Here is a 24,510-nt window from a genome sequence, read left to right as displayed (position 1 = left end):
GGCATTATCCGCCAACCTCGCAAGAATTGGCGCGCCAAGAAACGCGCATGACAGATGCCGGAAATCGGCGCATGCTCCGCAAAGGAACGATTGGCACGAATCCTCCTTGGAGGTCGTTATCATGTTTATTTCACGCATCGCCCTGGCAACGATTATCGCCGCATTCGGTTCGCTATCCATCGCCCACGCCACGGATATGTCCGCCTTCAACGTTTTGGTGAATGGCGATGACGGCAAGCCAATTATGTTTCAGAGCACGTCCGCGCTAAAAAAGGGCGATGTGATCAAAGTGCACGCCTTCAATGCACGACCCGTCATGATTTTGCAGGTGGCGATGTGCGATGCCGACTGCCCGCATATGCATCTGGTGCAGACGGTGCCCCTGTTTCCTTATTACGCGGGCACTTCAGGTGTAACGAATCACCGCTTCGTGGTTCCCGAAGACGGACGCATCTCGTTTTGGGTGCAACAGCTCAGCGGCACCGCCACCACGCCAGTGATTACAATGAACGGTGCGTGGAGCGTCAACTTTGTCAATCGCTTTATGAGTTTCGCCACGCCAATGCTGTATCCGGATTCCAAGCCTATGCACGCCAATGCATTGACGGTCGATGACGACACGTTGCGCGCCCGCTATTTTCACGACACTTTTGTCACGGTAAGTCTGGCCGATTAAAACGGCTGACGTCTTCCCTCGCCCGACTAGCCTTGGCACCATGCGCGTACGCCGATCGTGGCATCGGGCATGCGGGACGCAAGATGGATCGCCGTTACATCCTCGCCATCGACCAGGGCACGACCAGTTCCCGCGCGATGCTGTTTAACCGGGACGGCGCGATCGTCGGCGTGGCGCAACGCGAATTCGGCCAACTGTTTCCCCACCCGGGGTGGGTAGAACACGACCCGCGCGAAATTCTTGCGAGCGTACGCAGCACCATTGTCGAAGTACTGACCAAGACGCAAATCAGTGCGTCGCAGATTGCCGGTATCGGCATTACTAATCAGCGCGAAACGACGGTGGTGTGGGACCGCAACACGGGGCAAGCGATCTACAACGCCATCGTGTGGCAATCTCGTCAGACCACGGCTATCTGCGAGCAACTGAGAGCCGACGGTTACGAACCGCTTGTGCGCGAACGCACCGGATTGCTGATCGATGCCTACTTTGCGGGCACTAAGGCGAAATGGATTTTGGATCATGTCGACGGCGCGCACGAACGCGCCGCACGCGGCGAATTATTGTTCGGTACGATCGATAGCTGGCTGATCTGGAATCTTTCGGAAAATCGCGCACACGTCACTGATATCACCAACGCATCGCGCACCTTGCTTTACGACATCCATCAACGGCGCTGGTGTCCCGCGTTGCTCGATATGCTCGGCATACCGGCGGCGATGCTTCCGGAGGTTCGATCCAGCAGCGAAATCTACGCTTACACCGACGCCACACAATTCTTCGGCCAGCGCCTTCCCATTGCGGGCGTCGCGGGCGATCAGCAGGCGGCGCTGTTCGGGCAGGCCTGTTTCGAACCTGGCATGGCGAAGAACACCTACGGCACCGGCTGTTTCTTGTTGATGAATACCGGTGCGGAGGCCGTGCGTTCGGAACATGGCTTGCTCACCACGGTCGCGTGGGATGTGGGTGGCCACGTGGAGTACGCGCTGGAAGGTAGCATTTTCGTTGCGGGGTCCGCCGTGCAATGGCTGCGGGACGGTTTGCGCATGCTCGATAACTCGCCCGATTCGGAAGGCTACGCCGAACGCGTGCCCTCCACCGAAGGCGTTTATTGCGTGCCGGCGTTCGTAGGCCTGGGCGCCCCCTATTGGCGCAGCGATGCACGCGGCGCCATGTTCGGCATCACCCGTGGCACGCGCAAGGAACATTTTGTGCGCGCGGTGTTGGAATCCCTCGCCTATCAGACGCGCGACGTGCTCGATGCGATGCAAGCCGACGCCCAGCTGACGCTCAAAGCATTACGCGCGGATGGCGGCGCCATCGCCAACGATTTTCTCGCGCAGTTTCAGGCGGATATTTTGGACGTCACCCTGGCGCGACCGAAAGTCTACGAAACCACGGCGCTGGGCGCCGCCTATCTCGCCGGCCTCGCGACAGGCTTCTGGGAAAGCCGCGAGCAGATCGGCAAACAATGGCAAGCGGAGCGCGAATTCGTACCCCGAATGCCGGCCTCGGAAAGGGATGCGCTCTATGGAGGCTGGAAGCGCGCGGTGCAGGCCACGTTGGCGTTTGGCCACCATCCCTGAGTGCTCCGAAAATCGCTGGATTCGGCAGCCAGCGCTGGTCTAGACTGACTCGGCGCATCGGGGGATGCGCCTTACAGGGGACAAGGGAAATGAACGAACTCGTCTATAGGAACGAGACGACGTTGCGCACGATTGCGCTCGGTTTGTCGATCGTCATCTGGATCGTATTGCTGTTCGGCACCTTCGGTGCTTTGTTGATTTACATCCTGGTCTTTGCGCTCTTCGCGCTCGTCGCGCATTCCGCGCTGATTGCGCATCTTCGCGGCAACGCCATTCGCATTACGCCGAAACAAATGCCAGATTTGTGTTCGCGTATTTATCGGTGCGCGCGCAAATTGAATATGGAGCAAGTGCCAGAGGCATATCTGGTCAACGGCAACGGTGTGCTCAACGCATTCGCCACGCGCTTTCTTGGTCGCAACTTTGTCGTGCTGCTTTCGGATGTGGTCGACAGCATGGAAGACCGGCCCGGCGCGCTGGATTTTTATATCGGTCACGAACTGGGGCATTTGCGTCGCCACCATCTGACCTGGTCCAAAATTTTAGCGCCAGCGCTGTTTCTGCCCGTGATTGGCGCTGCGTATTCGCGCGCACGCGAATACACCTGTGATCGTCATGGCTTGGCCGTTTGCGAAAATCCGGAAGACGCCCAATACGGACTGGTGGCTTTGGCCGCCGGCAAGCGCCGTTGGCGCAACGTCGATCTGGAGGAATACAGCAAAAGCGCCGCAGCGACGCCGGGCTTCTGGATGTCGCTGCATGAGTTGGTCGGCGACTATCCGTGGCTGAGCAAACGCCATGCGTGGATGCGCGCGATGGCGGATCGTCGCACGCCAACGTTGGGACGGCGCAATCCGTTCGCCTACGTCATCAGCATCTTGTTGCCGCGCGTTCCCGGGCTCGGCATTGCCGGTGGCGCTGTCGTGGTGGCCTATATCGCCATTCTTGCCGCGATCGCGATTCCCGCTTATCAAAATTATGTGGAACGCGCCGCGCTGACCAGCGCGATGATCGATAGCGCACCCTATCGGCAAGCCGTCGCACAATTCGGCGTCAGTCACCAGCAGTGGCCGACGACCCTGCAACAGGCCGGCTTGGCGGATTTCCCAGGCGACCGCAGCGTTGCCGCTATTGAGCTTGGCGAGAATGGCGAAATCAGTATTACGTTCGTAAATGCGGCGTTACGCGGTCACACGTTGCTGCTGACACCCGGCGTAAGCAATGGAACCATTCATTGGACCTGTGGCGGAAACATCCCCGCAGCCGTTCTGCCGCAGGAATGCCGCACACAGCCTTAGCGTTTAAATGGGTTTTAGATCCACAGTCGAATGGAGCAGCGCGAGCTGCTCCATTTTTTTTGTTTCGCGCATCCCGTTCGGCGTTAAGCTTGACCTGAATCCATCACAAAGCGGTGCACTGCGATGAACCGCAAGACATCGTCCTTCCGCGCCGCGACGGGCGCCTTGATTCTCGTTTCGCTGGTTGCGATCGCATGGGCGGCGCCAGCTTCGCTTCATGTAGCAAGCTCAAGTTTCAGCGACGGTGGAAACATGCCGTCGAAACTCACCTGCGAAGGCCCCAATCTATCGCCGGATATTGAGCTCCCTACGCCGCCGGCCGGCACCCGGAGTTTCGCCATCGTCGCGACGGATCCGGATGCGCCAATGGCCTTTACGCACTGGCTGGCTTACAACATTCCCGCCGACATTCGCGATCTTCCCGAAGGCGCATCGACGCGCTCGCGTCGCCTCATGCATGGCGCGGAAGGTCTCAATAGTTTCAGCACCACGGGATACAGCGGCCCCTGTCCGCCGGAAGGAAACGCGCATCACTACGTGTTCCATGTTTACGCGCTGGACGTAAATCCGGGGCTGCCGCCCGGCGTCGTCACCGAGCAACTGAAGACTGCGATCGAAGGACATGTGCTGGCGGAAGGTGAAATAACGGGACTGTACGCGCGTGGTAGTTGAGCCCGTACACTGCAGCGCTCTATTGCGCATTCCGTATCGCCGATAGATACGCTAAGGATTCTCTGCATGTCCACCGAAACGCCAACGCACGCGATACGTATCGTGGATTTTCCGGAAACCAAAGTCGCCGTGTTGCAGCACCATGGTGATCCCAAGCGCATCGGCGATTCCATTCAAACCTTTGTCGCCTGGCGTAAGCAACAGCATCTACATCCCAGCGAGCACGCCACGTTCAATATCTTCTACAACGATCCGTATCGGGTTGCGTCGAACGATTTTCGTATCGATTTGTGCGTGGCGGTCGACCGCGATATGCGAGATGACTCGCTTGGCATCGCAACCCGGACGCTCCCCGCCAACCGTTGCGCGGTGCTTAGGCACGTCGGTACGGACAACGGGCTTTGGCAATCCGTTGCTTATCTTTATTCCGAATGGTTGCCGCAAAGCGGTGAACGCGCTGGCGACTTTCCGCTGTTCGCGCAACGCGTGCGCTTCCCTCCGGATGTGCCGGAGCAGGAAGCCGTGGTAGATATCTTCCTGCCGCTCAAGTAATCCAAAGAAACCGGCGGATTCGGCTCAAACCGTCTCGGCGAGCGGATAAAGCTCTCGATTCTCGCGCTGCACCCGCATGTGCAATGCCTTAAACACGGCATTGGCTTCGTCTTTGAAGCCGCTCGGGCTGGCGGCAATTTTACTGGCCAGATTCCAGCGCGATACGAACGCTGTAAACGTCTCGGCGATCCCGCCCATTTCCTGCTGGAATTGCTTGCCAACCTGCGCAACGGACGGGTTCTTCGAATTGGCGAGCGCCGGATAAAGCATCCGATCTTCCGCCGCCAAATGCAGCTTGATCACAGCGGTCATCGACATAAGTTGTTTGCAGATCGCCTCCGCGTTTTCCGACACGCCCGCTTGCACAAATTCGCGCAAAACTGTTACCGCGCCGAGCAGATCCACATGCTCTTGCTTGAACTTCTCGAGGTTCATACGCCCACCCTTCCCATCTTGGAACGCCCTTGACGGAGGGTTATCGGCAAGAAACCTAAACCCCTTAAATTGTGGGTTTAGGCATAGCCGGTGGCGGTGAGCGCCCCGAATGGGGCGCCGGTCATTCGGCCCCTGACTTAGAGGAGCTATCCAACCTAAGCGTGACTTCGGTCGCCGTGTGTATATTCGGGCGTAGTTCCACCTTGAATAGTCCCGTCCGAGAGTCGTGAACCGTCGAGATGACGGTTGCGCCGGTGGCATGGGCGGCGATGGAGGAACGTGAATAGCCGGCTATTGTGATGGCGGGGTCGTTTGCCGCAAACGCGAGTTTCAACTGCACGCCATGCGTTAGATCTTGGTACGCGACGACACGCTTGCGCCCCATCGTCACGAATTTGCCCAGGTCGCCGATGACGGCGATGCCGGATGCTGAGACTGGCGCGACAATCCGATACGCATAGGCATCCGGTCCGGTCAGCTCTCCGCTGATTGCAGCGTTACCCTTTACAAGGGCTAGCGTTTCCGACATCGGGTCGAATACAACCACGTCCCCGTAAAAACCCAGCGCCGAGGGCGTTACGGTGAAATCGGCGGATGCTTTCGAGGGATCGCCGGCAAATGCCAAGAGATACGCGGTCGAGTGATCGCCATCACGACTAAAGGTGGCGCCAAGGATCGGCGCACCGGTCTGTTTTACCTGCGTGAGATAGCTGATGTCCAGCGGCATCAACGGCTCATCCGGCTTAACCAGCTCGCCATCCGCGCGGGCGGATTTGAAGATGTTGGCACGATCGAGATCTTCGAACGCATCCCCTACCCCAACCGGCCCACCAGAGAGCGTGGCGAACAAGATGGCCGCCGTATCCTTGGATGGCAGCACGTCCGTCGCCGGCCATGCGCCGAGCTCGTGGATCAACCGCGCATTGAACGCCAGCTGCGTCCATTTGGAGCGTGTCAATCCATCGCCCGCAGCGCGTATCGTGGTGAGGTTCGGATACTTCACCCCCTGCAGCATTTGCAGCGGATACGCCATGCAGTACTGCATGGTAATGCCGCGCGCCGCCATCGCCGCCGCCATGCCGTCCATCACCCTCTCGCCCAAACCTGGCACGTTGTGCAATGCCGGCGAGAATCGATAGATGGCGTCCAGCCAATCCTGCAGATAAATCGCGATGCCGTTCGCTGCGGCGTAGTTGGCAAGCTCGTTCCAATAACGCGGATCGACTGCGGCGACCCCGGAAATATCGAATCGCTTGTGATAGGGGCTGTCTTTGTCGATAAACCGATTGTGCGCGAGAAAGGGAACATTTACGCGCTGGTGAAACTCCGCCATCCCCTTGGGAAATACGCCGGGCTGCGCTTTCCATTCGAGCAGACCGCCGTAGCGATTCCAATCTTCGTCGGGTAGCGCGGGATTCTTGATATGGCCGACTTTCTCTTCCGGATTCCACGAACTCTTGGCATACCACCAGCTGTCGAGCTGCAGATAACCGAAGGGATAACCGGCTTTGCGCGTGCGCTCGAAGAATCGCACCAGCGATTCTTCGTAACTCAAACCTTCGGCATATTCGTAGTTGTAGTAATAGTGACCGCCTGCATTGTCCGTCAGCACGCCGATATAACGCAGAATAGGATCGGCATCGGCGGAAGCCGGCGTGCGACGGTAGAGCCCGCGAAGCGATGCGCCCCAGTGCTCATACGCCGCAGCAATGTCCGCACCCGATGCGACCAGCGCCGTCGCGCTAAACCCAGTTGGCAGCGTTTTTACTTCCGCGTTGAATCCCACCGCGATACGCGTCTTGGCGTCGCCGAGCATGCTCGCGAGAAAGAAATCCGATGCCGGAGAGATAATAAGCGCGCGGCCATCGTCATTGAAAAGCACCCATGGCGTCGAGGCATCTTGGGGCGAATCGAAAACCGGCGGCGCGAAATTCTGTTGTTGATGGGAAAGCGAATGCAGTCCTGCCGGCATTTGACTGAAATCGGGAAATGCCGGAAGGTTTGTCACGGGATTCTTTCCCGCGATTTTCCATGAAAAACACAGCGCATTCGACTTGCCCGGCGCCGGCGAAACCGTGGCGTCGATATCTTTCGCTAACGCAAAATGCAGTCCCGTTTCCGATAGCGATACATGCGTCGCGCCCTCCGGCAGATGGCCGCCGAAACGCAGCGCGCCATCATCGAGCGTATACGCGCCGGTCGCATCGTCGATGGCGAAGATCAGCCCGCCGCTTTTAATCTCGTGTCGCGTGGCTGCGCTTGGGCGCGGCATCAATACGCATACGCATAGAAAAAGCACGACGCGAAGCCCGAACCGATGATTCATGCCGAAGATATCCCGTAGATAACCCAGCGATTGTTCTTCGTATCGCTACGCTGCGTCAATGAAGCGCGTCAAGCTCAACTATGAGCTTCTCATCACTCGCTTTTCGATACATTCAACGTGGCCGCGCGTCGCTGCCACGCATAGATCGGCAGCCCCGCCAGCACCAGCACCCCGCCCCACATCAAGGTCTCGGCACCGGTACCGATAAGCGCCCATACGCAGAAGGTAAGTGCGCCAAGCGCGACGAACCTTCGCCATTTATTGGCGTTATCGATGCGCCACCAGGCCAGCACGGTAATCAAATAAGGCAGCAACGTCGCTGCGGTAGAAAGAAGAATCGTGAAGGTAAACAGCGCCACCAACGTGCGCGTGTAATTGGAGACGATCAGCGCGCTGGACAAAAGACTGCCCGCCCATAATCCAAACCACGGCGTACCGCGTTTATCGAGAAGCGCAAAGGGTTTCGGAAACAAACGGTCTTGCGCAGGTGCAAGCGTGGTTTGCGCTTGCAACAGCACCCATCCGTTGAGTGCCCCGAAACAGGAAATGGTGGCAATCACGCCAATACCGATTCCTGCCGTATTGCCCCAAATGCGTTTGGCCGCTTCGGCCATGGGCGCCGCGGAGGCGTGCAACACGTCCGCCGGCAGCATGCCGACCACCACCGTGCACGCCAACATCGTGGCGAGCCCCGCGATAGTCATGCCTAGAACGGTTGCGCGAGGAACGGTACGTTGCGGGTCGCGCACGACGCCCGTAGGCACCGTTGCGGTTTCAAACCCCAGAAACGCCCATAACGTCAGCGCAGCAACCGCCGACGCAACGCTTATCAGTGGCGCCCCGCTGGCATTGAACGGATGAAACGCGCTTGCATGCACATAGCCCAGTCCGAGCAAGCCGAATACCACCAGCGGCACCAGCTTGAGCGATGTCGTGATGATGGCGGTATAACCCGCTTCGCGCACGCCAGACAGGCTGATGGCGGTGCAAATCCAAAGTGCGGCCAAAGCGCACAAGGCGCTACGCAATGGCGTGGCGGTAGCTGCCGGCAACACCGAACCTAGGCTGCCGGCGAATGCCACCGCAATCGCCGCATTCGCCGACCACACGCAGACGCAATAGCTCCAGGCGGCGAGAAAGCCGACACCGTCACCGAAAGCGCGGCGCGCGTACGCATACGCACCGCCGTGATTCGGAACGATTTGCGCCAGCCACGCGTACACGAGAGCGAGCATCAGCGCGCCGCCTAAGCTGATCGCCCAACCCAGCAGGCTAGCCGCGCCGTAAGGCGCCAGCGCCGCCGGCAGCACAAAGACGCCTGATCCAATGATGTTGCCGATCACCAGCGCAATCAGCATCCATAAACCGAGCGACCGCTGGCCGCTACTCATGCGCGACCAAGCGAGTCGCGATACGCACGGCGCACCATTTCATGAAAATGGTGCACGGCGTTTTCGCGCAGCGGATTCAACCGCCCTGCTTCGTAAGAACCCGAGGCAAGCCCACGCTGCACGTCTTCGCACATGGTCACGTCCTCGTCTTGCACTTCGTCGCTGAACTCGATGTCCTTGGCGCGCCGCGCTTGCGCTTCCTGACTGCTGTCCGGCGCGTAATAGAAATCGAACTCCACCCGACACCGATCTACGCCAAGGGGAAGCACGCGATTGGTCTGCAATCGCCCCGGCAAGATATTGAGCATCGCATTGGGATACAGGAAGTAATACAGCGCTTCGCCGCTGCCGTAGAGATCGTCGCCGCTTTCGAGCGGACTGAATTGGAACGAATACCACTCGGCCGTTTCGGTGATGTAGCTGCGGTAATCGAGCAAGCTATTCAATCCAGGATGGATGTGCGGCACGTGATAGCCTTCAAGGTAATTGTCTACGTAGACCTTCCAGTTGCAGGCCACGTCGTAACTGGCGCGATGATGGAATTCGTAACCGTCCAGCGCGCGATGTGCACCAAGACGTGTATCGATCCCGGCGACAAATTCCTCAAATGGCGGCGCGTCGGCAATAGCGACAAATACCAACCCTTGCCACACGTGGACTCGAACCTCGGGAAGGCGAATATCCGACGGATTGAAATCCGGGGTACGCCCCATTTCCGGCGCGCCGCGCAGCACGCCGTCCAAACCGTATGTCCAGCCGTGATAACGACAGCGCAGGTTTTGCGCGCCGCGTCCGTCGCATGTCGCGATCGGCCCAGCGCGATGCCTGCACACGTTATGAAATGCGCGGATGCTGGATGGATCGCTGCGCACCACCAGCAACGGCAATCCCGCGATCTCGGTGACGACATGATCGCCCACGCCAGCCAATTGCGATTGATGACACACCAATTGCCAGCTGCGCGCGAAGATCGTCGATGCGTCCAGCGGCGGCATGCGCGTGTCGGTATAGAAACGCGCCGGTAACGTAACGGCGTGATCGAGCTGCTGCGAAACGAGTGCGTCGGGCGAAAGTAATTCAGTCATGGCGACACCAGGCTGCGGTGATGGCCGAGTATTTCTTGAACCGCAGTGCAGCATCAATGTCTGGCAGGCCGCTACGTACCTTTCGTTGACGCGGCAGGCCCGAGCATGGCGAGCGCTTGGTCCGCGCCAAGCTGTTTCGCTTCGTCCAGAACGTCTGCCGGCACCCATTGCGGAAACGGTACTTCGCGCGTTTCGTGGCGGCCTTTCGCGGTGTGTTCCTCATGAACTTGCGCGAGTCTTGCAGGATCGTAGCGATCGGCCAGCCGAACCAGCGCCGGCCACAGCCGACGATGCACTAGCGTCACCTTTCCATCCACGAAACGGCAAACCAGGATATCGGGCGAGTCGGCCAACTCTCGAAATATCGCAAAAATGTCGCGCCCCTTAGGGTGCGCCCACCAGCTTCCTTTGATTGGCTCGCCTGCAATGACTTCCGACAGACGCGGCACCGGCCCGCGCGCCGCCGTCAGCACCATGCCATGTTCGCGAACGAAAGCCAGCGCTTGTTCGACATTCACGCGCGTGCCGGGGTAGCGTCACCCAGAACGTGCGCGATAAGCGCTTCGACCGGCGCAAGATTCGTTGCCAGAGCGGTCGGCAGATCATGTCGTTCGATCACATATTGGGTGGCGTTGATATACACGTCCACCTGGCCCTGCGCAGGCTCCGCCACCAACACCTTCAACGGCAAATCGATACCTGACGCCGGATTGGCAAGCATCAACGGCGTGCCCGCTTTAGGATTGCCGAACACGATCAGCGTTGTCGGCGGCATCGACAAGCCGACGGCCAACGCCTCCGCTTGCTGATCGATGGTGGCGAACACCTTGATATGGCGCTCGGCAAACGCAGTTTGCAGATGCCTTACCGTCTCATCAAACGGATAAGGACTGTTGAAACGGAGAATGCCTGCGCCCGAGTGTGATGTCGTCATATGTCATTGTGTCCCATGATCGGCATGCATACGCCGAATTCGCACTGTGCTGCCATCATCGTAAGTCACCACAAAGGTGGAACCTTCGTGCGATTGCGATTTGACTTGCACATGATCTTCCGTGCGCGCGGTCAGCAATGCGTCTTTGTTATCCGCCGCCAATTCACCGCTGGGCATCAACACCATCGGCGGACTGAAGGGTTCGAAGCGGGTGTAATAGTGATATTGGCAATCGTCGCAACCGAACGTGGAAGGTTCGGGAAAATGTTCTACCCAGATCCAATATTTATTTTCGTGTTTGATGAGAATGCGATTTTCGTCATTTTGAAAAGCGGTCGCTGCGCCGCCAGCATTCCATACACGCACGATGCTCGCCTGACTGCAATCGGCCGAGGCGCACTCCTGCACCACGAGATAATCGTCGTCGGCCAAATGGACAGGATCGACGCTCAATAAATCGTCGGCCACCAGCGCCTGCGCCGGAAACACCACCGAAGGAATATGCGGATTGGTTTGAAAGTCCCCGGATATGAGATATCCGCCGTGATGGGAGGTATACGGCGGCGCCGTCACTTGCACGGGCGACAAAGTCGTTTGCGCTCCCGCGACGGCCGGCAACCACATCGCGGCAAGCATCCAGGCACGCCAAGATGTGGTTCCATTCATACCGCCTCCTCATTCAGGAGTCTGATCCCTCGCGGGATCGTACTCGCTTAGGTTTCGAAATACATCGACAAAAGAGCCCCGTGCGGGCACGTGACGAATGGCGTGTTATCGCCATTCGTGCGTTCTTGCTATAAATGACCGATCCGAAGACGAGTACTTGGGGAAGGACATGTCGAAGCATCGGTTCCAGCGCCTTGCCGCGTTGATCGGCAGTATCTTGATCGTTAGCGCCGTCGCCGCATCGACGGTCGTTGCAGACGAGGCGCCCATCGCAAAACTCGCCGACCATGCCTGGCTGTTGAAAGCCGATCGCGTCTTCGATGCGCGCAGCGAGCAGACGCACGCTGGTTGGGTGGTGCTGGTGCAAGGCGACAAGATCGCCGCCGTCGGGCCGGAATCGGATGTGCACGCGCCCGCCGGCACGCAAACCATCAACCTGCCCGGCGCCACCTTGCTGCCTGGATTGATCGACGCGCATTCGCACATCTTTCTGCATCCCTACAACGAAACGCTGTGGAACGATCAGGTACTGAAAGAAACACTCTCGTACCGCACCATCGAAGCCGTGCAGCATGTGCACGACACCTTGATGGCCGGCTTCACCGCCTTGCGCGATCTCGGCACCGAAGGCGCCGGCTATTCCGATGTCGATGTGCAACGCGCGATCGACAATGGACTGATTCCAGGCCCGCATTTGTTCGTCGCCACACGCGCTACCATCGCCGCGCATTGCTACGGCCCCGGCCCGCTGGGTTTCCGCACCGATATCGATCTGCCGCAGGGCGGCATTCCGGTAAGCGGCACCGCTGAAATGATCGACGCGGTACGCGATCAAGCCGCGCACGGCGCGGACTGGATCAAAATCTACGCCGACTACCATTGCGGCAAAAGCAAAGGCTCAGTACCCACCTTTACGCAAGAAGAATTGAACGCAGGCGTGGAAGCCGCGCACTCGCTCGGGCTGCCCGTTTCCGTGCATTCGACCACGCCCGAAGGCATGCGCCGCGCGATTCTTGCTGGCGTGGACACCGTCGAACACGCTTACGGCGCCACGAAAGAGACCTTCGCGCTGATGAAGCAACACAACGTCGCTTATATCCCCACGCTTGAAGCTGAAACTGCGTATTCCGAATATTTCCATGGCTGGAAGCCCGGCGCGCCGCCCACCGACGATATGCAGCAAGCCGCACATGCGTTCAAGCTCGCCCTGGAATCCGGCGTCACCATCGGCAACGGCAGCGACGTGGGCGTGTTTACGCACGGCACCAATTACAAGGAACTGGAATGGATGGTGCGCGATGGCATGTCGCCGACACGCGCACTGCTCGCCGCCACGGCGGTAGACGCGAAAATCTTGCGGCAGCAGGATAAGTTCGGGCAGCTAAAAGCAGGACTGGATGCCGATGTGATTGCAGTGCAAGGCGATCCGACTCAAGACATCAGCGCAATCGAGCATGTGCCGTTTGTGATGAAGGGCGGCGTGATCTACAAACAGCAGCAATAACTGCACAAATTACAGCCGAAAAAAATTACACCCTCCAGAATGAGGGTGTAATGATTGCTCTACGTGGGATCAGCCGATCTTCAAAGCATCGGCAACTTCAGCCCCTGCTCTTTCGCGCACTCGATAGCAATGTCGTATCCAGCATCCGCATGCCGCATCACGCCGGTACCCGGGTCGTTCCACAGCACGCGTTCGATGCGCTTATCGGCCGCTTCAGTACCGTCGCACACGATCACCACGCCGCTGTGTTGGCTGTAACCCATGCCAACACCGCCGCCGTGATGGAGGCTCACCCACGTCGCACCGCCTGCGGTGTTGAGCAAGGCGTTGAGCAACGGCCAATCGGACACCGCATCGCTGCCGTCTTTCATCGCTTCGGTTTCGCGGTTGGGGCTGGCGACGGAGCCTGAGTCCAAATGATCGCGGCCGATCACGATCGGTGCTTTCAGTTCGCCTTTGCGCACCATTTCGTTGAAGGCCAAACCAAGTTTATGGCGTTGACCTAAGCCGACCCAGCAGATGCGCGCGGGCAAGCCCTGGAAGTCAATGCGCTTCTCGGCCATATCGAGCCAGTTGTGCAGGTGCTGATCGTCGGGGATCAGTTCCTTTACTTTGGCGTCGGTTTTCATGATGTCTTCCGGATCGCCGGAAAGCGCGACCCAGCGGAACGGACCGACGCCGCGGCAGAACAGCGGACGCACGAAGGCCGGCACGAAGCCCGGGAAATCGAAAGCGTTGACGCAACCTTCGTCTTTCGCCATCTGACGAATGTTGTTGCCGTAGTCGAAGGTGGGAACGCCTTGCACATGGAATGCGAGCATGGCGTCCACGTGTTTTTTCATCGATTGCTTGGCCGCTTTGGCAGTGCCGGCGGGATCGCTCTTGCGGCGTTCGAACCACTGCTCCACCGTCCAGCCTTGCGGCAGATAACCGTTCACCGGATCGTGCGCGCTGGTTTGATCGGTGACCGCATCCGGCTTTACGCCACGACGCACGAGTTCCGGCAACACATCGGCGGCATTGCCGAGCAGCGCGATGGATTTCGCTTCGCCGGCCTTGGTGTATTTCTCGATGCGCGCGAGCGCGTCGTCGAGATCGGTGGCTTGCTCGTCGACGTAGCGGGTCTTCAAACGGAAATCGATACGGCTCTGTTGGCATTCGATATTCAAGCTGCACGCGCCAGCCAGCGAGGCGGCCAACGGTTGCGCGCCGCCCATGCCGCCGAGACCCGCGGTGAGTATCCATTTGCCTTTCAGGCTGCCGTTGTAGTGCTGGCGACCCATTTCCACGAAGGTTTCGTAGGTGCCCTGCACGATGCCCTGCGAACCGATGTAGATCCACGAGCCGGCCGTCATCTGGCCGTACATCATCAGGCCCTTTTTATCGAGCTCGTTGAAGTGCTCCCAATTCGCCCACGCCGGAACGAGATTGGAATTGGCGATCAGCACGCGCGGCGCATCGGGATGGGTGGGAAATACGCCGACCGGCTTGCCGGATTGCACCAGCAGTGTTTCGTTGTCGTTGAGATCGCGCAACGCACGCAAAATGGCGTCGAAGCATTCCCAGTTGCGCGCAGCGCGACCGATGCCGCCATAGACCACCAGTTCGGCCGGATTTTCCGCCACGGCGGGGTCCAGGTTGTTCTGGATCATGCGATACGGAGCTTCGGTCAGCCAGCTTTTGCAGGTGAGCTCCGTGCCGCGCGGCGCGTGGATGGTGCGGGTGGTGTCGATACGGGTGGGGGCGTTCATCGGACTTCCTACGACTGCCTAGGGAAAGACCCTAATTATGGTCGCCTTGTTTCTGGGTCGCCAACCGCAGTGCGGCAAAAGCCGAAATCGCCGCCACAGCAAGGTTCACAGCGCATTGACAGCCAAGAAAGCGACGCCCAGACTCGCCGACGGAACCCGGGGTGGCCTGCTCAACCGACGTGGGAGGCCGTATGCGTGCGATCGAATCGAGGTACCGCATCACCATCGTTGCCGCCATGCTCGTCGCCGCGAGCGGCGTGTTGGCGGCCGACAAACCCATGCCCAGCGATGCCCAATTGATCGCCAGCGCCATGCGCGCAGCGCCGCCGGCCGTGGGCAAGGGAGCCACCATCATCGCCATGAGTCCCGATGGCACGATGCGCACATTGCGCCAGGGCACCAACGGTTACACCTGCATGCCGGACAACCCGGCGACGCCCGGACCGGACCCGATGTGCATGGACAAGAATGCATTCGAGTGGGCGCAGGCATGGATGGGTCACAAGCCGCCGGTGGTCGGCAAAATCGGCGTGATGTACATGCTCGAAGGCGGTACGGATGCCAGCAATACCGACCCTTACGCAAAAAAACCGTTGCCCAATAATCATTGGATCAAGACCGGACCGCATTTCATGATCGTGGGCGCCGATCCTGCGTTTTACGACACGTATCCGAAGAATCCGGATCCGGACACCTCGATGCCTTATGTGATGTGGCCCGGCACGCCGTACGAACATTTGATGGCCCCGGTGAAATAACCGGCATCCGGAAACCGTTGCCCGACGGTTTCGCTAGTGGCGTGTCCGGCGCATGACCCGACGCGATGCGCTGTGCAAGCGCCCAGGTGCTTGCACATGATGAAGTGTGTGAAAGCTGTAACCGTTCGGCTGTTATGTTCGAAGTAACCGGCATCATCCTGCTGCAAGGACGCTGTGTGTTGCTTTCTCTTCGGCAATCGATGTTGACATCGGTTCGTCGCGCTTACGATATTTCATCGGCAAGGACATGACCTTATGCATGCCCCACTTCCTCTTTCCGGTCGCGCTATTTTTCTAAGGCTCGCCCTTATTGGCGTTGTACTTCTTGTTATCGTGCTTGCGCTTGCGTACGTGGGCGGCTGGATGACGCCAAATCGGCTGACCGCGCAGCGCATGGTGAATCAGTTGCAAGCTAATGCCGGCGTCTTCCCAGGCTATCGCCGCAATCACGCCAAAGGTGTGTGTGTGGCGGGTTATTTCGATAGCAATGGTCAAGCGCAGACATATTCGGTCGCACAAGTGTTCGCAGCCGGTAGAACGCCGGTGGTCGGGCGTTTTGCCGTGCCCGTAGGCAATCCGTATGCACCGGATAGCGCCGTTCCGATTCGCAGCATGGCGTTGCGCTTTTCACAGGCGAACGGCCAACAGTGGCGCACGGGCATGAACAGCATGCCGGTGTTTCCCGTAGCAACGCCGCAATCGTTCTTCGAGTTTTTGCAGGCGCAACAGCCCGATCCTTCCACGGGAAAACCCAATCCCGCGAAAGTCGGGGCGTTTTTCGCAGCGCACCCCGAGACCGGAGCCTTTCTGGCATGGGTTAAAACGGCGAAGCCTTCCGCCAGTTACGTGACGGAAGGTTATTGGAGCTTGAATGCGTTCAAATTTGTTGATGCAAACGGCGAACAACACGCGGTGCGCTGGCGCATGGTGCCAGAGGCGCGCGATTCCACCGCAGGCGGCGCCGATCCAAATTATCTCGACGCCGATTTGACCGATCGTCTCGCGCAAGGGCCACAGCGTTGGCATTTGATCGTCACGCTCGCTAATCCTGGCGATCCCACCGACGACGCTACAAAGGCATGGCCGTCGGATCGCCGCGAGATCGACGCAGGCACCTTGGTGCTTACGGGCACTGAGTCGCAAGCCAGTGGCGAATGTCGCGATATCAACTACGACCCGACGGTGCTGCCGCACGGCATCGCGATTTCCGACGATCCGCTGCTGCCCGCACGTTCGGCGGCCTATGCGACATCGTATCTGCGCCGTACCAGCGAAGAAGCCCACCTTCATGGCACAGCGACGCCAAACAATCAGCCGGAGGCCAAGTGATGACACGCTCATCCGACTATTTCGTACTCTCCGCCCGCGTGCTGCATTGGCTGATGGCGCTGATGATCGTGTCGATGCTGTTTATCGGTGTGGGCATGGTGTCTTCGGTATCCGAACGACACGAATGGTTGCTCAGCATCCATAAGCCGCTTGGTGTCGCGATATTTATCTTGGCGATCGTGCGTTTGATCGTGCGCCTGCGCAATCCGCCGCCGCCCTTGCCTGCCGATCTGCCGCCGATTCAAGCATTGGCGGCATATGCATCGCACTATTTGCTGTATGCGCTGATGCTGATCATTCCGTTGATCGGCTGGGCGATGTTGTCGGCGGGTGGCTATCCGGTGATGTTGAGCCATTCGCTGCGGCTGCCGCCAATCTTTCCGGTGAGCGCAACGGCTTTTGCGATTCTTCGACACGCGCATGCATGGTTGGCGATGTTGTTGTTTCTGACCTTTCTGGCGCATCTCGGCGCGGCGTTGTATCACGGGTTGATACGTCGCGATGGTGTGTTGTCGAGCATGACGGGTGTGGGGCGTCATAGTTAGGCGTTTAGGGAAATCACGTTCGCGGCAAGCTCGTGCGACCCCACCCCAGCCCTCCCCTGCCACACAGGGGAGGGAGTAAGAGGCGCAAGCGTTGATGTCCGAAAACGGCGAGTTTCGCGTCGGCAAGGGTGTTAGCCTGCGTCTATGCCAGATACCCACGCCCTCCCCGCGCTGGACCCGCAAACCTGCGAGCGAGCTCGACTGAGCCGCGATGCGCGTTTCGACGGGTTGTTTTTTATCGCCGTGCGCAGCACCGGCATTTACTGCCGACCGGTATGCCCGGCGTCGCCATCGCCCAAGCGCGACAATATTCGCTACTACGTGACTGCAGCGGCGGCTGAAGCGGAAGGGTTTCGTCCGTGCCTGCGTTGCCGCCCTGAGCTGGCGCCTGGCAACGATGCGTGGCAACGCGGCGATCATGTCGTGACGCGCGCGTTGAAACTTATCGAATCAGGTTTGTTGCAGGATCACCCTGTTGATGAATTGGCGCGACGTGTTGGCGTGGGTGCGCGGCAATTGCGCCGCTTGTTCGTAGAAAGATTGGGCGCGCCGCCGATCGACGTGCATACCACGCGCCGCCTGCTTTTCGCCAAACAACTGCTGACGGAAACGCGCATGCCGGTGACGGATGTTGCGCTCGCTTCCGGCTTCGGCAGCCTGCGTCGGTTCAACGCCGCGTTTGCCCAAGCCAATCGCATCGCGCCGCGCGATCTGCGTCGCCATCCGCACGCCGGCAGCGACGACAGTTTGAGTTTGCGGCTGAATTATCGTCCGCCCTACGACTTCGCATCGCTGCTCGCGTTTCTGCGTGGCCGCGCGCTGCCTGGCATCGAAGTGGTGGACGACGATAGTTATTCGCGCGTATTCGGCCCGGCCGACGCACCGGGTTGGTTACGATTGAGCGTGTGGCCCGGCAAGGAAAATGCGCTGCGTTTGCAACTGCATTGCCCGCAGCCCGCGCACATGCTGGCGGTCGTCACGCGAATCCGGCGCATGTTCGATCTGGATGCCGATCCGCAAGCGATCGACGCGGCGCTGCAGACGACTTCCCACATGCGTTCGTTGTTGCGCAAACGCCCCGGCCTGCGCCTACCGGGCAGTTGGGACGGTTTCGAAGTGGCCGTGCGCGCCATTCTCGGCCAGCAAGTAAGCGTGGCGGCGGCCCGCACGCTGGCGTCGCGCATTGTGCATCGCTATGGGCAACCGCTGGCGACACCGGTGGCCCCCGGCTTGGAGCGTCTTTTTCCTACTCCGGAAACGTTGGCTGACGCCGATCTGAATTCGCTTGGCATTACGACCGCGCGCGCTGAAAGCATTCGCGGGGTGGCGCGCGCCTTGTTGGATGGACGCGTGGACTTTCGCGTCGAGCAATCGTTGGATGAATTCGTGCAACGATGGGTTGCCCTGCCAGGCATTGGCGAATGGACGGCGCACTACATGGCGATGCGCGGCTTAAGCCATCCCGATGCGTTTCCGGCCGCCGATTTGATCTTGCGCCGAGCCGCATCGAACGGTGAAGAAGCTCTCAGCACCAAAGCGCTAACGCAGCTTGCCGAAGCGTGGCGACCCTGGCGCGCTTACGCCGTGATGCATTTGTGGCGCAGCGCAAGCGAATTACCCAAACCGGTCGCCGCATCTGGACAAGGAGCCGTCGCATGAAACCCTCTGACGCCACGATTTGGTACGACCAACTCGCCACACCCATCGGCACATTATTGCTGGCCGCCGATGCAAACGGTTTGCGCGAAGTGTGGTTCGAAACAGGAAAGCACAAGAAAGAACCTGATGCCGCGTGGAAACGCGACCCTTCCAAACTGCGTTTTGCGCGCAAGCAGTTGGAAGAATATTTCGCTGGCGAGCGCACGGTGTTCGATCTGCCGCTGCATCCGCTGGGCACAGATTTTCAGGTTACGGTGTGGAAAGCGCTGGCAAAGATCCCCTATGGCGCCACCATCAGCTACGGCGAACTGGCGCGGCGCATCGGACAACCGCAAGCGGTGCGCGCGGTTGGCGCTGCGAACGGGCGCAATCCGTTGCCTATCGTCTTGCCCTGTCATCGCGTGATCGGCAGCGATGGCAGCTTGACCGGTTTTGGCGGCGGCCTGCCAACCAAGCGGTTCCTACTGGCGATGGAAGACCGTGTATCACGAGGCGATTTATTCGGTCCGGCGGCGGTTGAAAAGGCGCTGCAGTAAAAACAAATCGTCGTGCGCGATTGAGATAGGCTTGTCGGCGTTTCGCTTCGAGTCGACATAGCCCCATGACCACGGCACATCCTTCCATCGCGCGCATCATCGACAAACTCGACCTGCAACCGCATCCCGAAGGCGGCTTCTATCGCCAAACCTATCGCAGCGATGAATTCGTCTCGCGATCGGCCGAGGGCAGCACTACAACCCAACGACGTGCATCGACCGGCATCTACTACCTGCTGCACGGCCGCGCCTTTTCCGCCTGGCATCGTATCGATTCGGACGAAATGTGGCACTTCTACGCTGGCGACTCCCTGCTGATCCATATGCTGGATCAGCACGGCGATTACTCCGTCCAGCGGTTGGGCAACAGCCTGCACGCAACGGATGCGGTATTTCAGTTCGTCGTGCCGGCCGGCCGCTGGTTTGCCGCGGAACGCGACGGCGCTGAGGGCTTTTCGCTGGTCGGCTGCACAGTCGCGCCGGGATTTGAGTTCGACACCTTCGAACTGGCAGAGACCAAGGCGTTGCTACGGCGCTATCCGCAGCACGAAGCGCTGATTTGTAGGCTCTCGCCTGACAGACATCGCGTCTAACTCTTTCTACAATGCAGGGCCTTTCACGCTACGCCCGCGCATGTCTTCGTCATCCCAACATCCTCCAGGCTTGGTCATTATCGGCGGCGGCCCCGCCGGCCTGATGGCGGCCGAAACGGCGCGTGCGCAAGGCTTCGAAGTCGATCTGTACGAGGCCAAAGGCTCGGTGGGTCGTAAATTTCTGATCGCCGGCAAGGGCGGCATGAACCTCACGCACAGCGAGCCGCGTCCCGATTTCGATCACCGCTACGGCGAGCGCGCTGCGGAAGTCGGCAAATGGTTGAATGCTTTCGACGCCGAAGGACTGCGTGCATGGGCGCTCGAATTGGGGGTGGAGACCTTCGTCGGCAGCTCGGGGCGCGTCTTTCCTAGCGACTTGAAAGCGGCGCCATTGCTGCGGGGCTGGGTGCGCCGCCTGCGCGAAAGCGGCGTGCGCTTTCATGTGCATCATCGTTGGTTGGGCTGGCACGACGATGGCGCTTTGCGCTTCGCCACCGACGGAGGCATGTGCGCGATTCACGCCAACGCAGTGGTGCTGGCATTGGGCGGCGGCAGTTGGCCGCAGCTCGGTTCCGATGGCGCGTGGCAACCGTGGTTGTCGGAGCATGGTGTCGACGTAGCGCCGCTGCAGCCTTCCAATTGCGGTTTCAATATCAGTTGGACCGAAAAGTTTCGCTCGGATCACGCGGGCACCCCGCTTAAATCCGTGGTTGCGCATTGGCGCGACGCATCCGGGCGTGAGCATGCGCGACAAGGCGAGTGCGTGATCACCGAAACCGGTATCGAAGGGAGTTTGATCTACGCGGCGTCGCCGCACTTGCGCGACACCATCGCGCTTCAAGGCCGCGCAACGCTGGAGCTGGATCTTGCACCGGACCGCTCGCTGGAACGCCTGCTCCACGAAATGTGCAAGCCGCGCATGCGGCGCACTGTCAGCGAGCATTTGCGCCGGCACCTCGGCATGACGGGCGTCAAGGTGTCGCTGTTGCGCGAAGTCCTGGACGCGAATCAACTCAAGGACAGCGAACTTCTCGCCAGAACCATTCATCGTCTGCCACTGCGCCTGAAATCGCCGCGCCCCCTCGCCGAAGCCATCAGCAGCGCCGGCGGCGTACGGTTGGAATCAATGAACGATTCGCTGATGCTGACCGCGCGTCCTGGCGTATTTTGCGCTGGCGAAATGCTGGATTGGGAGGCCCCCACCGGCGGTTATCTGTTGACCGCATGCTTTGCCAGCGGCTATCGCGCCGGACGGGGTGCATCAGCATGGCTGAGAGATTCGAAATAGCCTTGAAAGACCTTGAAAGCCAGAGCCATTGCGTCTATACCGGCTCGCGTATCACCGCAATACATGCCGCCGAATAATTCGGCACGCGTTACCTCTTGTCGTAGAAGATCGTCGCGTTCGTTCTGACTACTCATCGGAGGTGGACCATGTGCGATCACGCTTCGCATTCGTTTCATTCGCGTCGTCAGTTTCTGGAAGCCGGCCTTGGGCTGCTCGCCCTCTCGGCGGTTGCGCCATGGAGTGCGCTGGCGGCAAGCCCACCGGTTCAAAATGCGATTACGCCCGATGCTGCCTTGCGTAGATTGCTGGATGGCAACGCGCTGTATGTTGCGAACAAGCTAGACGCCAAGGATTTTTCGGTCGGCCGCGCTGCCCGTGCGAAAGCGCAATATCCGATCGCGGCGATATTGAGTTGCGCCGACTCGCGCGTCGCGCCTGAACTGGTGTTCGATCAAGGCCCGGGCGATCTGTTCGTGATGCGCATCGCAGGCAATTACCTGAGCGGCGATATTCTCGCCAGCCTCGAATACGCCGTCGGCGTGCTTAAAGTGCCGCTGATCATGGTGATGGGCCATACCGAATGCGGCGCGATCAAAGCCACCATCAGCGAGATCAAAGACCCTGCCCCATTGCCGGGACATATCTGGGATATCGTCGACGCGGTGCGCCCTGGCATCGACAAGGTCGTGCAAACGGGTGGCGGCAACGTACTGCTCAACGCCATCGGCGCGAATGTGGACTACAACGTCGCGCGTATCGCCTCAGCGCAACCGGTGGTCTCCGAAGCGATAAAAAGCGGCGCGGTGAAGGTCGTCGGCTCGGTTTACGAATTGGCGACGGGCAAAGTGCTGATGCGTCAGACCGCGTAAGCACAGCGCGCGTTGTTCGGCGGTATCGGAACAACGCGCGCCTGATGCTTCACAGCCCCAGATCGCTAAGCCCCGAATGATCGTCGGGCCTGCGCCCTTGTGGCCAGTGGTATTTGCGATCCGCCGCTGCAATCGGCACATCATTGATGCTGGCGTAGCGTGCGGCCATCAGACCGTTGTCATCGAACTGCCAGTTCTCGTTGCCGTATGAGCGAAACCAATTACCGGAATCGTCGTGCCATTCGTACGCAAATCGCACGGCGATCCGATGACCTTCGAATGCCCACAATTCCTTGATCAACCGATAGTCCAATTCGCGTGCCCATTTGCGAGTGAGAAACGCGACGATGGCCTCTCGCCCGTCGACGAATTCCGCGCGGTTGCGCCAACGACTGTCCGGCGTATAGGCAAGCGCAACGCGGCCGGGTTCGCGCGTGTTCCATGCGTCCTCCGCAAGGCGCACCTTTTGAATGGCGGTCTCGCGAGTGAAAGGCGGTAATGGTGGACGTTGTTCGACGGTGGACATAGTTGCTCCAACACGTGATGGGGTAAGGCGATCCGTCACATTGTAGACCCGACGGCACGCACCGACTGGGGCGGCTTCAAGAACTTGCGTCGGGGATCACATCCATCGACATGCTGAATTAGTCACACATCTGCGTCATGATGGACCGCTGTATGTCGATCCACATGGATTCCGCCCCGATGAAATGCTTGTCCCGCTTGCTGCTTTGTTCATTTGTCGCCCTGAGCGTCGCCGGCTGCGCCACCCACCCCGTGTCGGCGCCCACCCAAACGCAACAAGCGAAGATCGAGGCCACCGCACCCTTGCTGCTTATCTCGATCGACGGCTATCGCGCCGATTACATCGGCCGCGGTTTGAGCCCCACGCTGCAGCAGCTCGCCGCCACCGGAGTGCATGCCGATTCGATGCAACCTTCGTTTCCTTCGCTGACCTTTCCCAATCACTACGCCATCGTGACGGGCATGGTTCCGGACCATAACGGCATGGTCAACAACACCATGGTCGATCCACAACTGGGCAGGTTTACGCTTAGCGATCGCAAAGCGGTGAGCAACGGTTTGTGGTGGGATCAAGCCACGCCGCTGTGGGAAACGGCGGACGCGGCGGGGCTGCGCACGGCGACCATGTTTTGGCCCGGCTCCGAAGCGAATATTCAAGGCCAGTATCCCGATTACTGGAAGCCTTACGACGGCAAGGTGACGCCCGATCAACGCGTCGATCAGGTGCTCGCATGGCTGGATCTTCCCGCCGACAAGCGCCCTACGTTCATCACGCTGTATTTCGACGCCGTCGATCACGCCGGTCACGATCATGGACCGGATTCGCCGCAAGTGAATCAGGCGCTGCAAAGTACGGATGAAGCCATGTCGCGCCTGGTCGACGGACTGCGTCAGCGCCAGTTGTTGGACAAGATCAATATCATCGTGCTGGCCGATCACGGCATGGCCAGCGTGCCGCTGGAAAACTCCATCTATATCGACAAGCTGATTTCCATGGACGATGTGGACGAAGTCAGCCTGGGCGTGCTCGCCGGCTTCAATCCCAAGCCCAAGCATGACTTCAACGCGATCGAAGAAAAAATGGAACAACCGCAGCAGCACATGCAATGCTGGGATAAAACGCGCATCCCCAAACGCTTCAACTACGGTGCGAACGCGCGCGTGCCACGCATGGTGTGCTTGGCCGATGTGGGCTGGCGCATCACGACCACGAAATATGCTGAAAAGCATCAAGGTCATATCAGCATCGGCGAACACGGTTACGACAATGCGGACCCGCGCATGCAAGCCCTGTTTGTCGCGCACGGCCCGGCGTTCCAGAGTGGTATCCGCTTCCATCATTTCCCGAATGTGGACGTGTATCCGCTGATGGCGCATCTGCTTGGCGTCAAGGCCAATTTCAGCGACGGAAACTACGAAGACGTGAAAGGGATGCTGAAGCCCGAGCCAGAGGCGGCAGGCCAGTAATTGTCCTGTGGTGCGAAAGCGCCGCGACGTCGGTACGCTATGCGAACTTAAGCCTGAGCAAGGCA

24 protein-coding genes are annotated in these 24,510 nt (G+C 59.5%); 15 read left to right on the top strand and 9 right to left on the bottom strand.

Translation table 11 applies throughout. The annotated features are described in order from the left end of the window. The first annotated feature begins 121 nt into the window (after positions 1-121). From L0U79_RS11500 to L0U79_RS11475, 5 genes are all read left to right on the top strand, one after another. Complete coding sequence (locus L0U79_RS11500) at positions 122-676, top strand: hypothetical protein (RefSeq protein WP_233842418.1); 555 nt, start codon at positions 122-124, stop codon at positions 674-676. 83 nt (positions 677-759) lie between these two features. Then, a complete protein-coding gene (gene glpK, locus L0U79_RS11495) occupies positions 760-2,262 on the top strand; it encodes a glycerol kinase GlpK (RefSeq protein WP_233842417.1) in 1,503 nt (500 codons plus the stop codon). Between the two features lie 89 nt (positions 2,263-2,351). After that, a complete protein-coding gene (locus L0U79_RS19265; RefSeq protein WP_304488653.1) occupies positions 2,352-3,560 on the top strand; it encodes a M48 family metallopeptidase in 1,209 nt (402 codons plus the stop codon). A 123-nt stretch (positions 3,561-3,683) separates the two neighbouring features. Further along, positions 3,684-4,232 carry a YbhB/YbcL family Raf kinase inhibitor-like protein gene (locus tag L0U79_RS11480; protein WP_233842416.1) on the top strand — a complete coding sequence of 183 codons (549 nt, stop codon included), beginning with the start codon at positions 3,684-3,686 and terminating at the stop codon, positions 4,230-4,232. 66 nt (positions 4,233-4,298) lie between these two features. Continuing rightward, positions 4,299-4,784 (top strand): GyrI-like domain-containing protein, encoded by a 486-nt coding sequence (locus tag L0U79_RS11475; RefSeq protein ID WP_233842415.1) that lies wholly within the window; start codon positions 4,299-4,301, stop codon positions 4,782-4,784. A 24-nt stretch (positions 4,785-4,808) separates the two neighbouring features. Here L0U79_RS11475 and L0U79_RS11470 read toward each other — a convergent pair whose 3' ends face one another. The 7 genes from L0U79_RS11470 to L0U79_RS11440 form a co-directional block, all read right to left on the bottom strand. Continuing rightward, positions 4,809-5,219, bottom strand: coding sequence for a hemerythrin domain-containing protein (locus L0U79_RS11470; RefSeq protein WP_233842414.1), 411 nt, complete (start codon positions 5,217-5,219; stop codon positions 4,809-4,811). Between the two features lie 121 nt (positions 5,220-5,340). After that, positions 5,341-7,545, bottom strand: a complete 2,205-nt coding sequence (locus L0U79_RS11465) for a hypothetical protein (protein ID WP_233842413.1) — start codon at positions 7,543-7,545, stop codon at positions 5,341-5,343. 92 nt (positions 7,546-7,637) lie between these two features. Next, positions 7,638-8,936 (bottom strand): amino acid permease, encoded by a 1,299-nt coding sequence (locus L0U79_RS11460; RefSeq protein ID WP_233842412.1) that lies wholly within the window; start codon positions 8,934-8,936, stop codon positions 7,638-7,640. Further along, the gene (locus L0U79_RS11455; RefSeq protein ID WP_233842411.1) at positions 8,933-10,021 is read right to left on the bottom strand and encodes an SRPBCC family protein; all 1,089 of its coding nucleotides are present in this window, start codon (positions 10,019-10,021) and stop codon (positions 8,933-8,935) included. Before L0U79_RS11455 ends, L0U79_RS11460 begins: the two co-directional genes overlap by 4 nt. A gap of 71 nt (positions 10,022-10,092) precedes the next feature. Further along, a complete protein-coding gene (locus L0U79_RS11450) occupies positions 10,093-10,539 on the bottom strand; it encodes a hypothetical protein (RefSeq protein ID WP_233842410.1) in 447 nt (148 codons plus the stop codon). Next, positions 10,536-10,955 carry a DUF302 domain-containing protein gene (locus tag L0U79_RS11445; protein ID WP_233842409.1) on the bottom strand — a complete coding sequence of 140 codons (420 nt, stop codon included), beginning with the start codon at positions 10,953-10,955 and terminating at the stop codon, positions 10,536-10,538. The genes L0U79_RS11450 and L0U79_RS11445 overlap by 4 nt, the downstream gene beginning before the upstream one ends. Positions 10,956-10,958: 3 nt before the next feature. After that, positions 10,959-11,621, bottom strand: coding sequence for a hypothetical protein (locus tag L0U79_RS11440; RefSeq protein ID WP_233842408.1), 663 nt, complete (start codon positions 11,619-11,621; stop codon positions 10,959-10,961). Between the two features lie 169 nt (positions 11,622-11,790). Between L0U79_RS11440 and L0U79_RS11435 the strand changes: the two genes are divergently transcribed. Further along, positions 11,791-13,125: an amidohydrolase family protein gene (locus tag L0U79_RS11435; protein ID WP_233842407.1), complete on the top strand. Its 1,335-nt coding sequence runs from the start codon at positions 11,791-11,793 to the stop codon at positions 13,123-13,125. 80 nt (positions 13,126-13,205) lie between these two features. Here the strand turns inward: L0U79_RS11435 and hutU are convergent, their stop codons facing one another. Further along, a complete protein-coding gene (hutU, locus tag L0U79_RS11430) occupies positions 13,206-14,876 on the bottom strand; it encodes a urocanate hydratase (protein WP_233842406.1) in 1,671 nt (556 codons plus the stop codon). A gap of 191 nt (positions 14,877-15,067) precedes the next feature. On the opposite strand from hutU, the gene L0U79_RS11425 reads away from it, so the two are divergent. From L0U79_RS11425 to L0U79_RS11390, 8 genes are all read left to right on the top strand, one after another. Beyond that, positions 15,068-15,634 carry a hypothetical protein gene (locus L0U79_RS11425; RefSeq protein ID WP_233842405.1) on the top strand — a complete coding sequence of 189 codons (567 nt, stop codon included), beginning with the start codon at positions 15,068-15,070 and terminating at the stop codon, positions 15,632-15,634. Between the two features lie 255 nt (positions 15,635-15,889). Continuing rightward, a complete protein-coding gene (locus tag L0U79_RS11420; protein WP_233842404.1) occupies positions 15,890-16,963 on the top strand; it encodes a catalase family peroxidase in 1,074 nt (357 codons plus the stop codon). Further along, positions 16,963-17,508: a cytochrome b/b6 domain-containing protein gene (locus L0U79_RS11415; RefSeq protein ID WP_233842403.1), complete on the top strand. Its 546-nt coding sequence runs from the start codon at positions 16,963-16,965 to the stop codon at positions 17,506-17,508. The genes L0U79_RS11420 and L0U79_RS11415 overlap by 1 nt, the downstream gene beginning before the upstream one ends. Positions 17,509-17,652: 144 nt before the next feature. Beyond that, positions 17,653-19,167: a DNA-3-methyladenine glycosylase 2 gene (locus L0U79_RS11410; RefSeq protein WP_233842402.1), complete on the top strand. Its 1,515-nt coding sequence runs from the start codon at positions 17,653-17,655 to the stop codon at positions 19,165-19,167. Further along, a complete protein-coding gene (locus L0U79_RS11405) occupies positions 19,164-19,703 on the top strand; it encodes a methylated-DNA--[protein]-cysteine S-methyltransferase (protein WP_233842401.1) in 540 nt (179 codons plus the stop codon). The genes L0U79_RS11410 and L0U79_RS11405 overlap by 4 nt, the downstream gene beginning before the upstream one ends. Before the next feature lie 65 nt (positions 19,704-19,768). Then, on the top strand, positions 19,769-20,296 hold the full coding sequence (locus L0U79_RS11400) for a cupin domain-containing protein (protein WP_233842400.1): 528 nt from the start codon (positions 19,769-19,771) through the stop codon (positions 20,294-20,296). Positions 20,297-20,336: 40 nt separating this feature from the next. Beyond that, positions 20,337-21,584 carry a TIGR03862 family flavoprotein gene (locus tag L0U79_RS11395; RefSeq protein WP_233842399.1) on the top strand — a complete coding sequence of 416 codons (1,248 nt, stop codon included), beginning with the start codon at positions 20,337-20,339 and terminating at the stop codon, positions 21,582-21,584. Between the two features lie 146 nt (positions 21,585-21,730). Continuing rightward, positions 21,731-22,453: a carbonic anhydrase gene (locus L0U79_RS11390; RefSeq protein ID WP_233842398.1), complete on the top strand. Its 723-nt coding sequence runs from the start codon at positions 21,731-21,733 to the stop codon at positions 22,451-22,453. A gap of 49 nt (positions 22,454-22,502) precedes the next feature. On the opposite strand, the gene L0U79_RS11385 is transcribed toward L0U79_RS11390, so the two are convergent. Next, positions 22,503-22,979, bottom strand: a complete 477-nt coding sequence (locus L0U79_RS11385) for a nuclear transport factor 2 family protein (protein ID WP_233842397.1) — start codon at positions 22,977-22,979, stop codon at positions 22,503-22,505. Between the two features lie 179 nt (positions 22,980-23,158). On the opposite strand from L0U79_RS11385, the gene L0U79_RS11380 reads away from it, so the two are divergent. After that, positions 23,159-24,445, top strand: a complete 1,287-nt coding sequence (locus tag L0U79_RS11380; RefSeq protein WP_233842396.1) for an ectonucleotide pyrophosphatase/phosphodiesterase — start codon at positions 23,159-23,161, stop codon at positions 24,443-24,445. Positions 24,446-24,510: the final 65 nt, after the last annotated feature.

This window comes from Dyella sp. 2HG41-7 (assembly GCF_021390675.1).
GTDB lineage: Bacteria > Pseudomonadota > Gammaproteobacteria > Xanthomonadales > Rhodanobacteraceae > Dyella_B.
The sequence above is the reverse complement of the archived record's forward strand: the minus strand, read 5'-3'. Positions and strand labels throughout refer to the sequence as shown.

What these genes read in the sequence shown, in the direction of transcription:
- L0U79_RS19265 (WP_304488653.1), top strand. Translation starts at nt 2,352, where the DNA reads ATGAACGAACTCGTCTATAGGAACGAGACGACGTTGCGCACGATTGCG.
- L0U79_RS11480 (WP_233842416.1), top strand. Translation starts at nt 3,684, where the DNA reads ATGAACCGCAAGACATCGTCCTTCCGCGCCGCGACGGGCGCCTTGATT.
- L0U79_RS11395 (WP_233842399.1), top strand. Translation starts at nt 20,337, where the DNA reads ATGTCTTCGTCATCCCAACATCCTCCAGGCTTGGTCATTATCGGCGGC.
- L0U79_RS11500 (WP_233842418.1), top strand. Translation starts at nt 122, where the DNA reads ATGTTTATTTCACGCATCGCCCTGGCAACGATTATCGCCGCATTCGGT.
- L0U79_RS11425 (WP_233842405.1), top strand. Translation starts at nt 15,068, where the DNA reads ATGCGTGCGATCGAATCGAGGTACCGCATCACCATCGTTGCCGCCATG.
- L0U79_RS11460 (WP_233842412.1), bottom strand. Translation starts at nt 8,936, where the DNA reads ATGAGTAGCGGCCAGCGGTCGCTCGGTTTATGGATGCTGATTGCGCTG.
- glpK (WP_233842417.1), top strand. Translation starts at nt 760, where the DNA reads ATGGATCGCCGTTACATCCTCGCCATCGACCAGGGCACGACCAGTTCC.
- L0U79_RS11470 (WP_233842414.1), bottom strand. Translation starts at nt 5,219, where the DNA reads ATGAACCTCGAGAAGTTCAAGCAAGAGCATGTGGATCTGCTCGGCGCG.
- hutU (WP_233842406.1), bottom strand. Translation starts at nt 14,876, where the DNA reads ATGAACGCCCCCACCCGTATCGACACCACCCGCACCATCCACGCGCCG.
- L0U79_RS11455 (WP_233842411.1), bottom strand. Translation starts at nt 10,021, where the DNA reads ATGACTGAATTACTTTCGCCCGACGCACTCGTTTCGCAGCAGCTCGAT.
- L0U79_RS11475 (WP_233842415.1), top strand. Translation starts at nt 4,299, where the DNA reads ATGTCCACCGAAACGCCAACGCACGCGATACGTATCGTGGATTTTCCG.
- L0U79_RS11420 (WP_233842404.1), top strand. Translation starts at nt 15,890, where the DNA reads ATGCATGCCCCACTTCCTCTTTCCGGTCGCGCTATTTTTCTAAGGCTC.
- L0U79_RS11440 (WP_233842408.1), bottom strand. Translation starts at nt 11,621, where the DNA reads ATGAATGGAACCACATCTTGGCGTGCCTGGATGCTTGCCGCGATGTGG.
- L0U79_RS11415 (WP_233842403.1), top strand. Translation starts at nt 16,963, where the DNA reads ATGACACGCTCATCCGACTATTTCGTACTCTCCGCCCGCGTGCTGCAT.
- L0U79_RS11435 (WP_233842407.1), top strand. Translation starts at nt 11,791, where the DNA reads ATGTCGAAGCATCGGTTCCAGCGCCTTGCCGCGTTGATCGGCAGTATC.
- L0U79_RS11385 (WP_233842397.1), bottom strand. Translation starts at nt 22,979, where the DNA reads ATGTCCACCGTCGAACAACGTCCACCATTACCGCCTTTCACTCGCGAG.
- L0U79_RS11400 (WP_233842400.1), top strand. Translation starts at nt 19,769, where the DNA reads ATGACCACGGCACATCCTTCCATCGCGCGCATCATCGACAAACTCGAC.
- L0U79_RS11405 (WP_233842401.1), top strand. Translation starts at nt 19,164, where the DNA reads ATGAAACCCTCTGACGCCACGATTTGGTACGACCAACTCGCCACACCC.
- L0U79_RS11465 (WP_233842413.1), bottom strand. Translation starts at nt 7,545, where the DNA reads ATGAATCATCGGTTCGGGCTTCGCGTCGTGCTTTTTCTATGCGTATGC.
- L0U79_RS11445 (WP_233842409.1), bottom strand. Translation starts at nt 10,955, where the DNA reads ATGACGACATCACACTCGGGCGCAGGCATTCTCCGTTTCAACAGTCCT.
- L0U79_RS11390 (WP_233842398.1), top strand. Translation starts at nt 21,731, where the DNA reads ATGTGCGATCACGCTTCGCATTCGTTTCATTCGCGTCGTCAGTTTCTG.
- L0U79_RS11380 (WP_233842396.1), top strand. Translation starts at nt 23,159, where the DNA reads ATGAAATGCTTGTCCCGCTTGCTGCTTTGTTCATTTGTCGCCCTGAGC.
- L0U79_RS11410 (WP_233842402.1), top strand. Translation starts at nt 17,653, where the DNA reads ATGCCAGATACCCACGCCCTCCCCGCGCTGGACCCGCAAACCTGCGAG.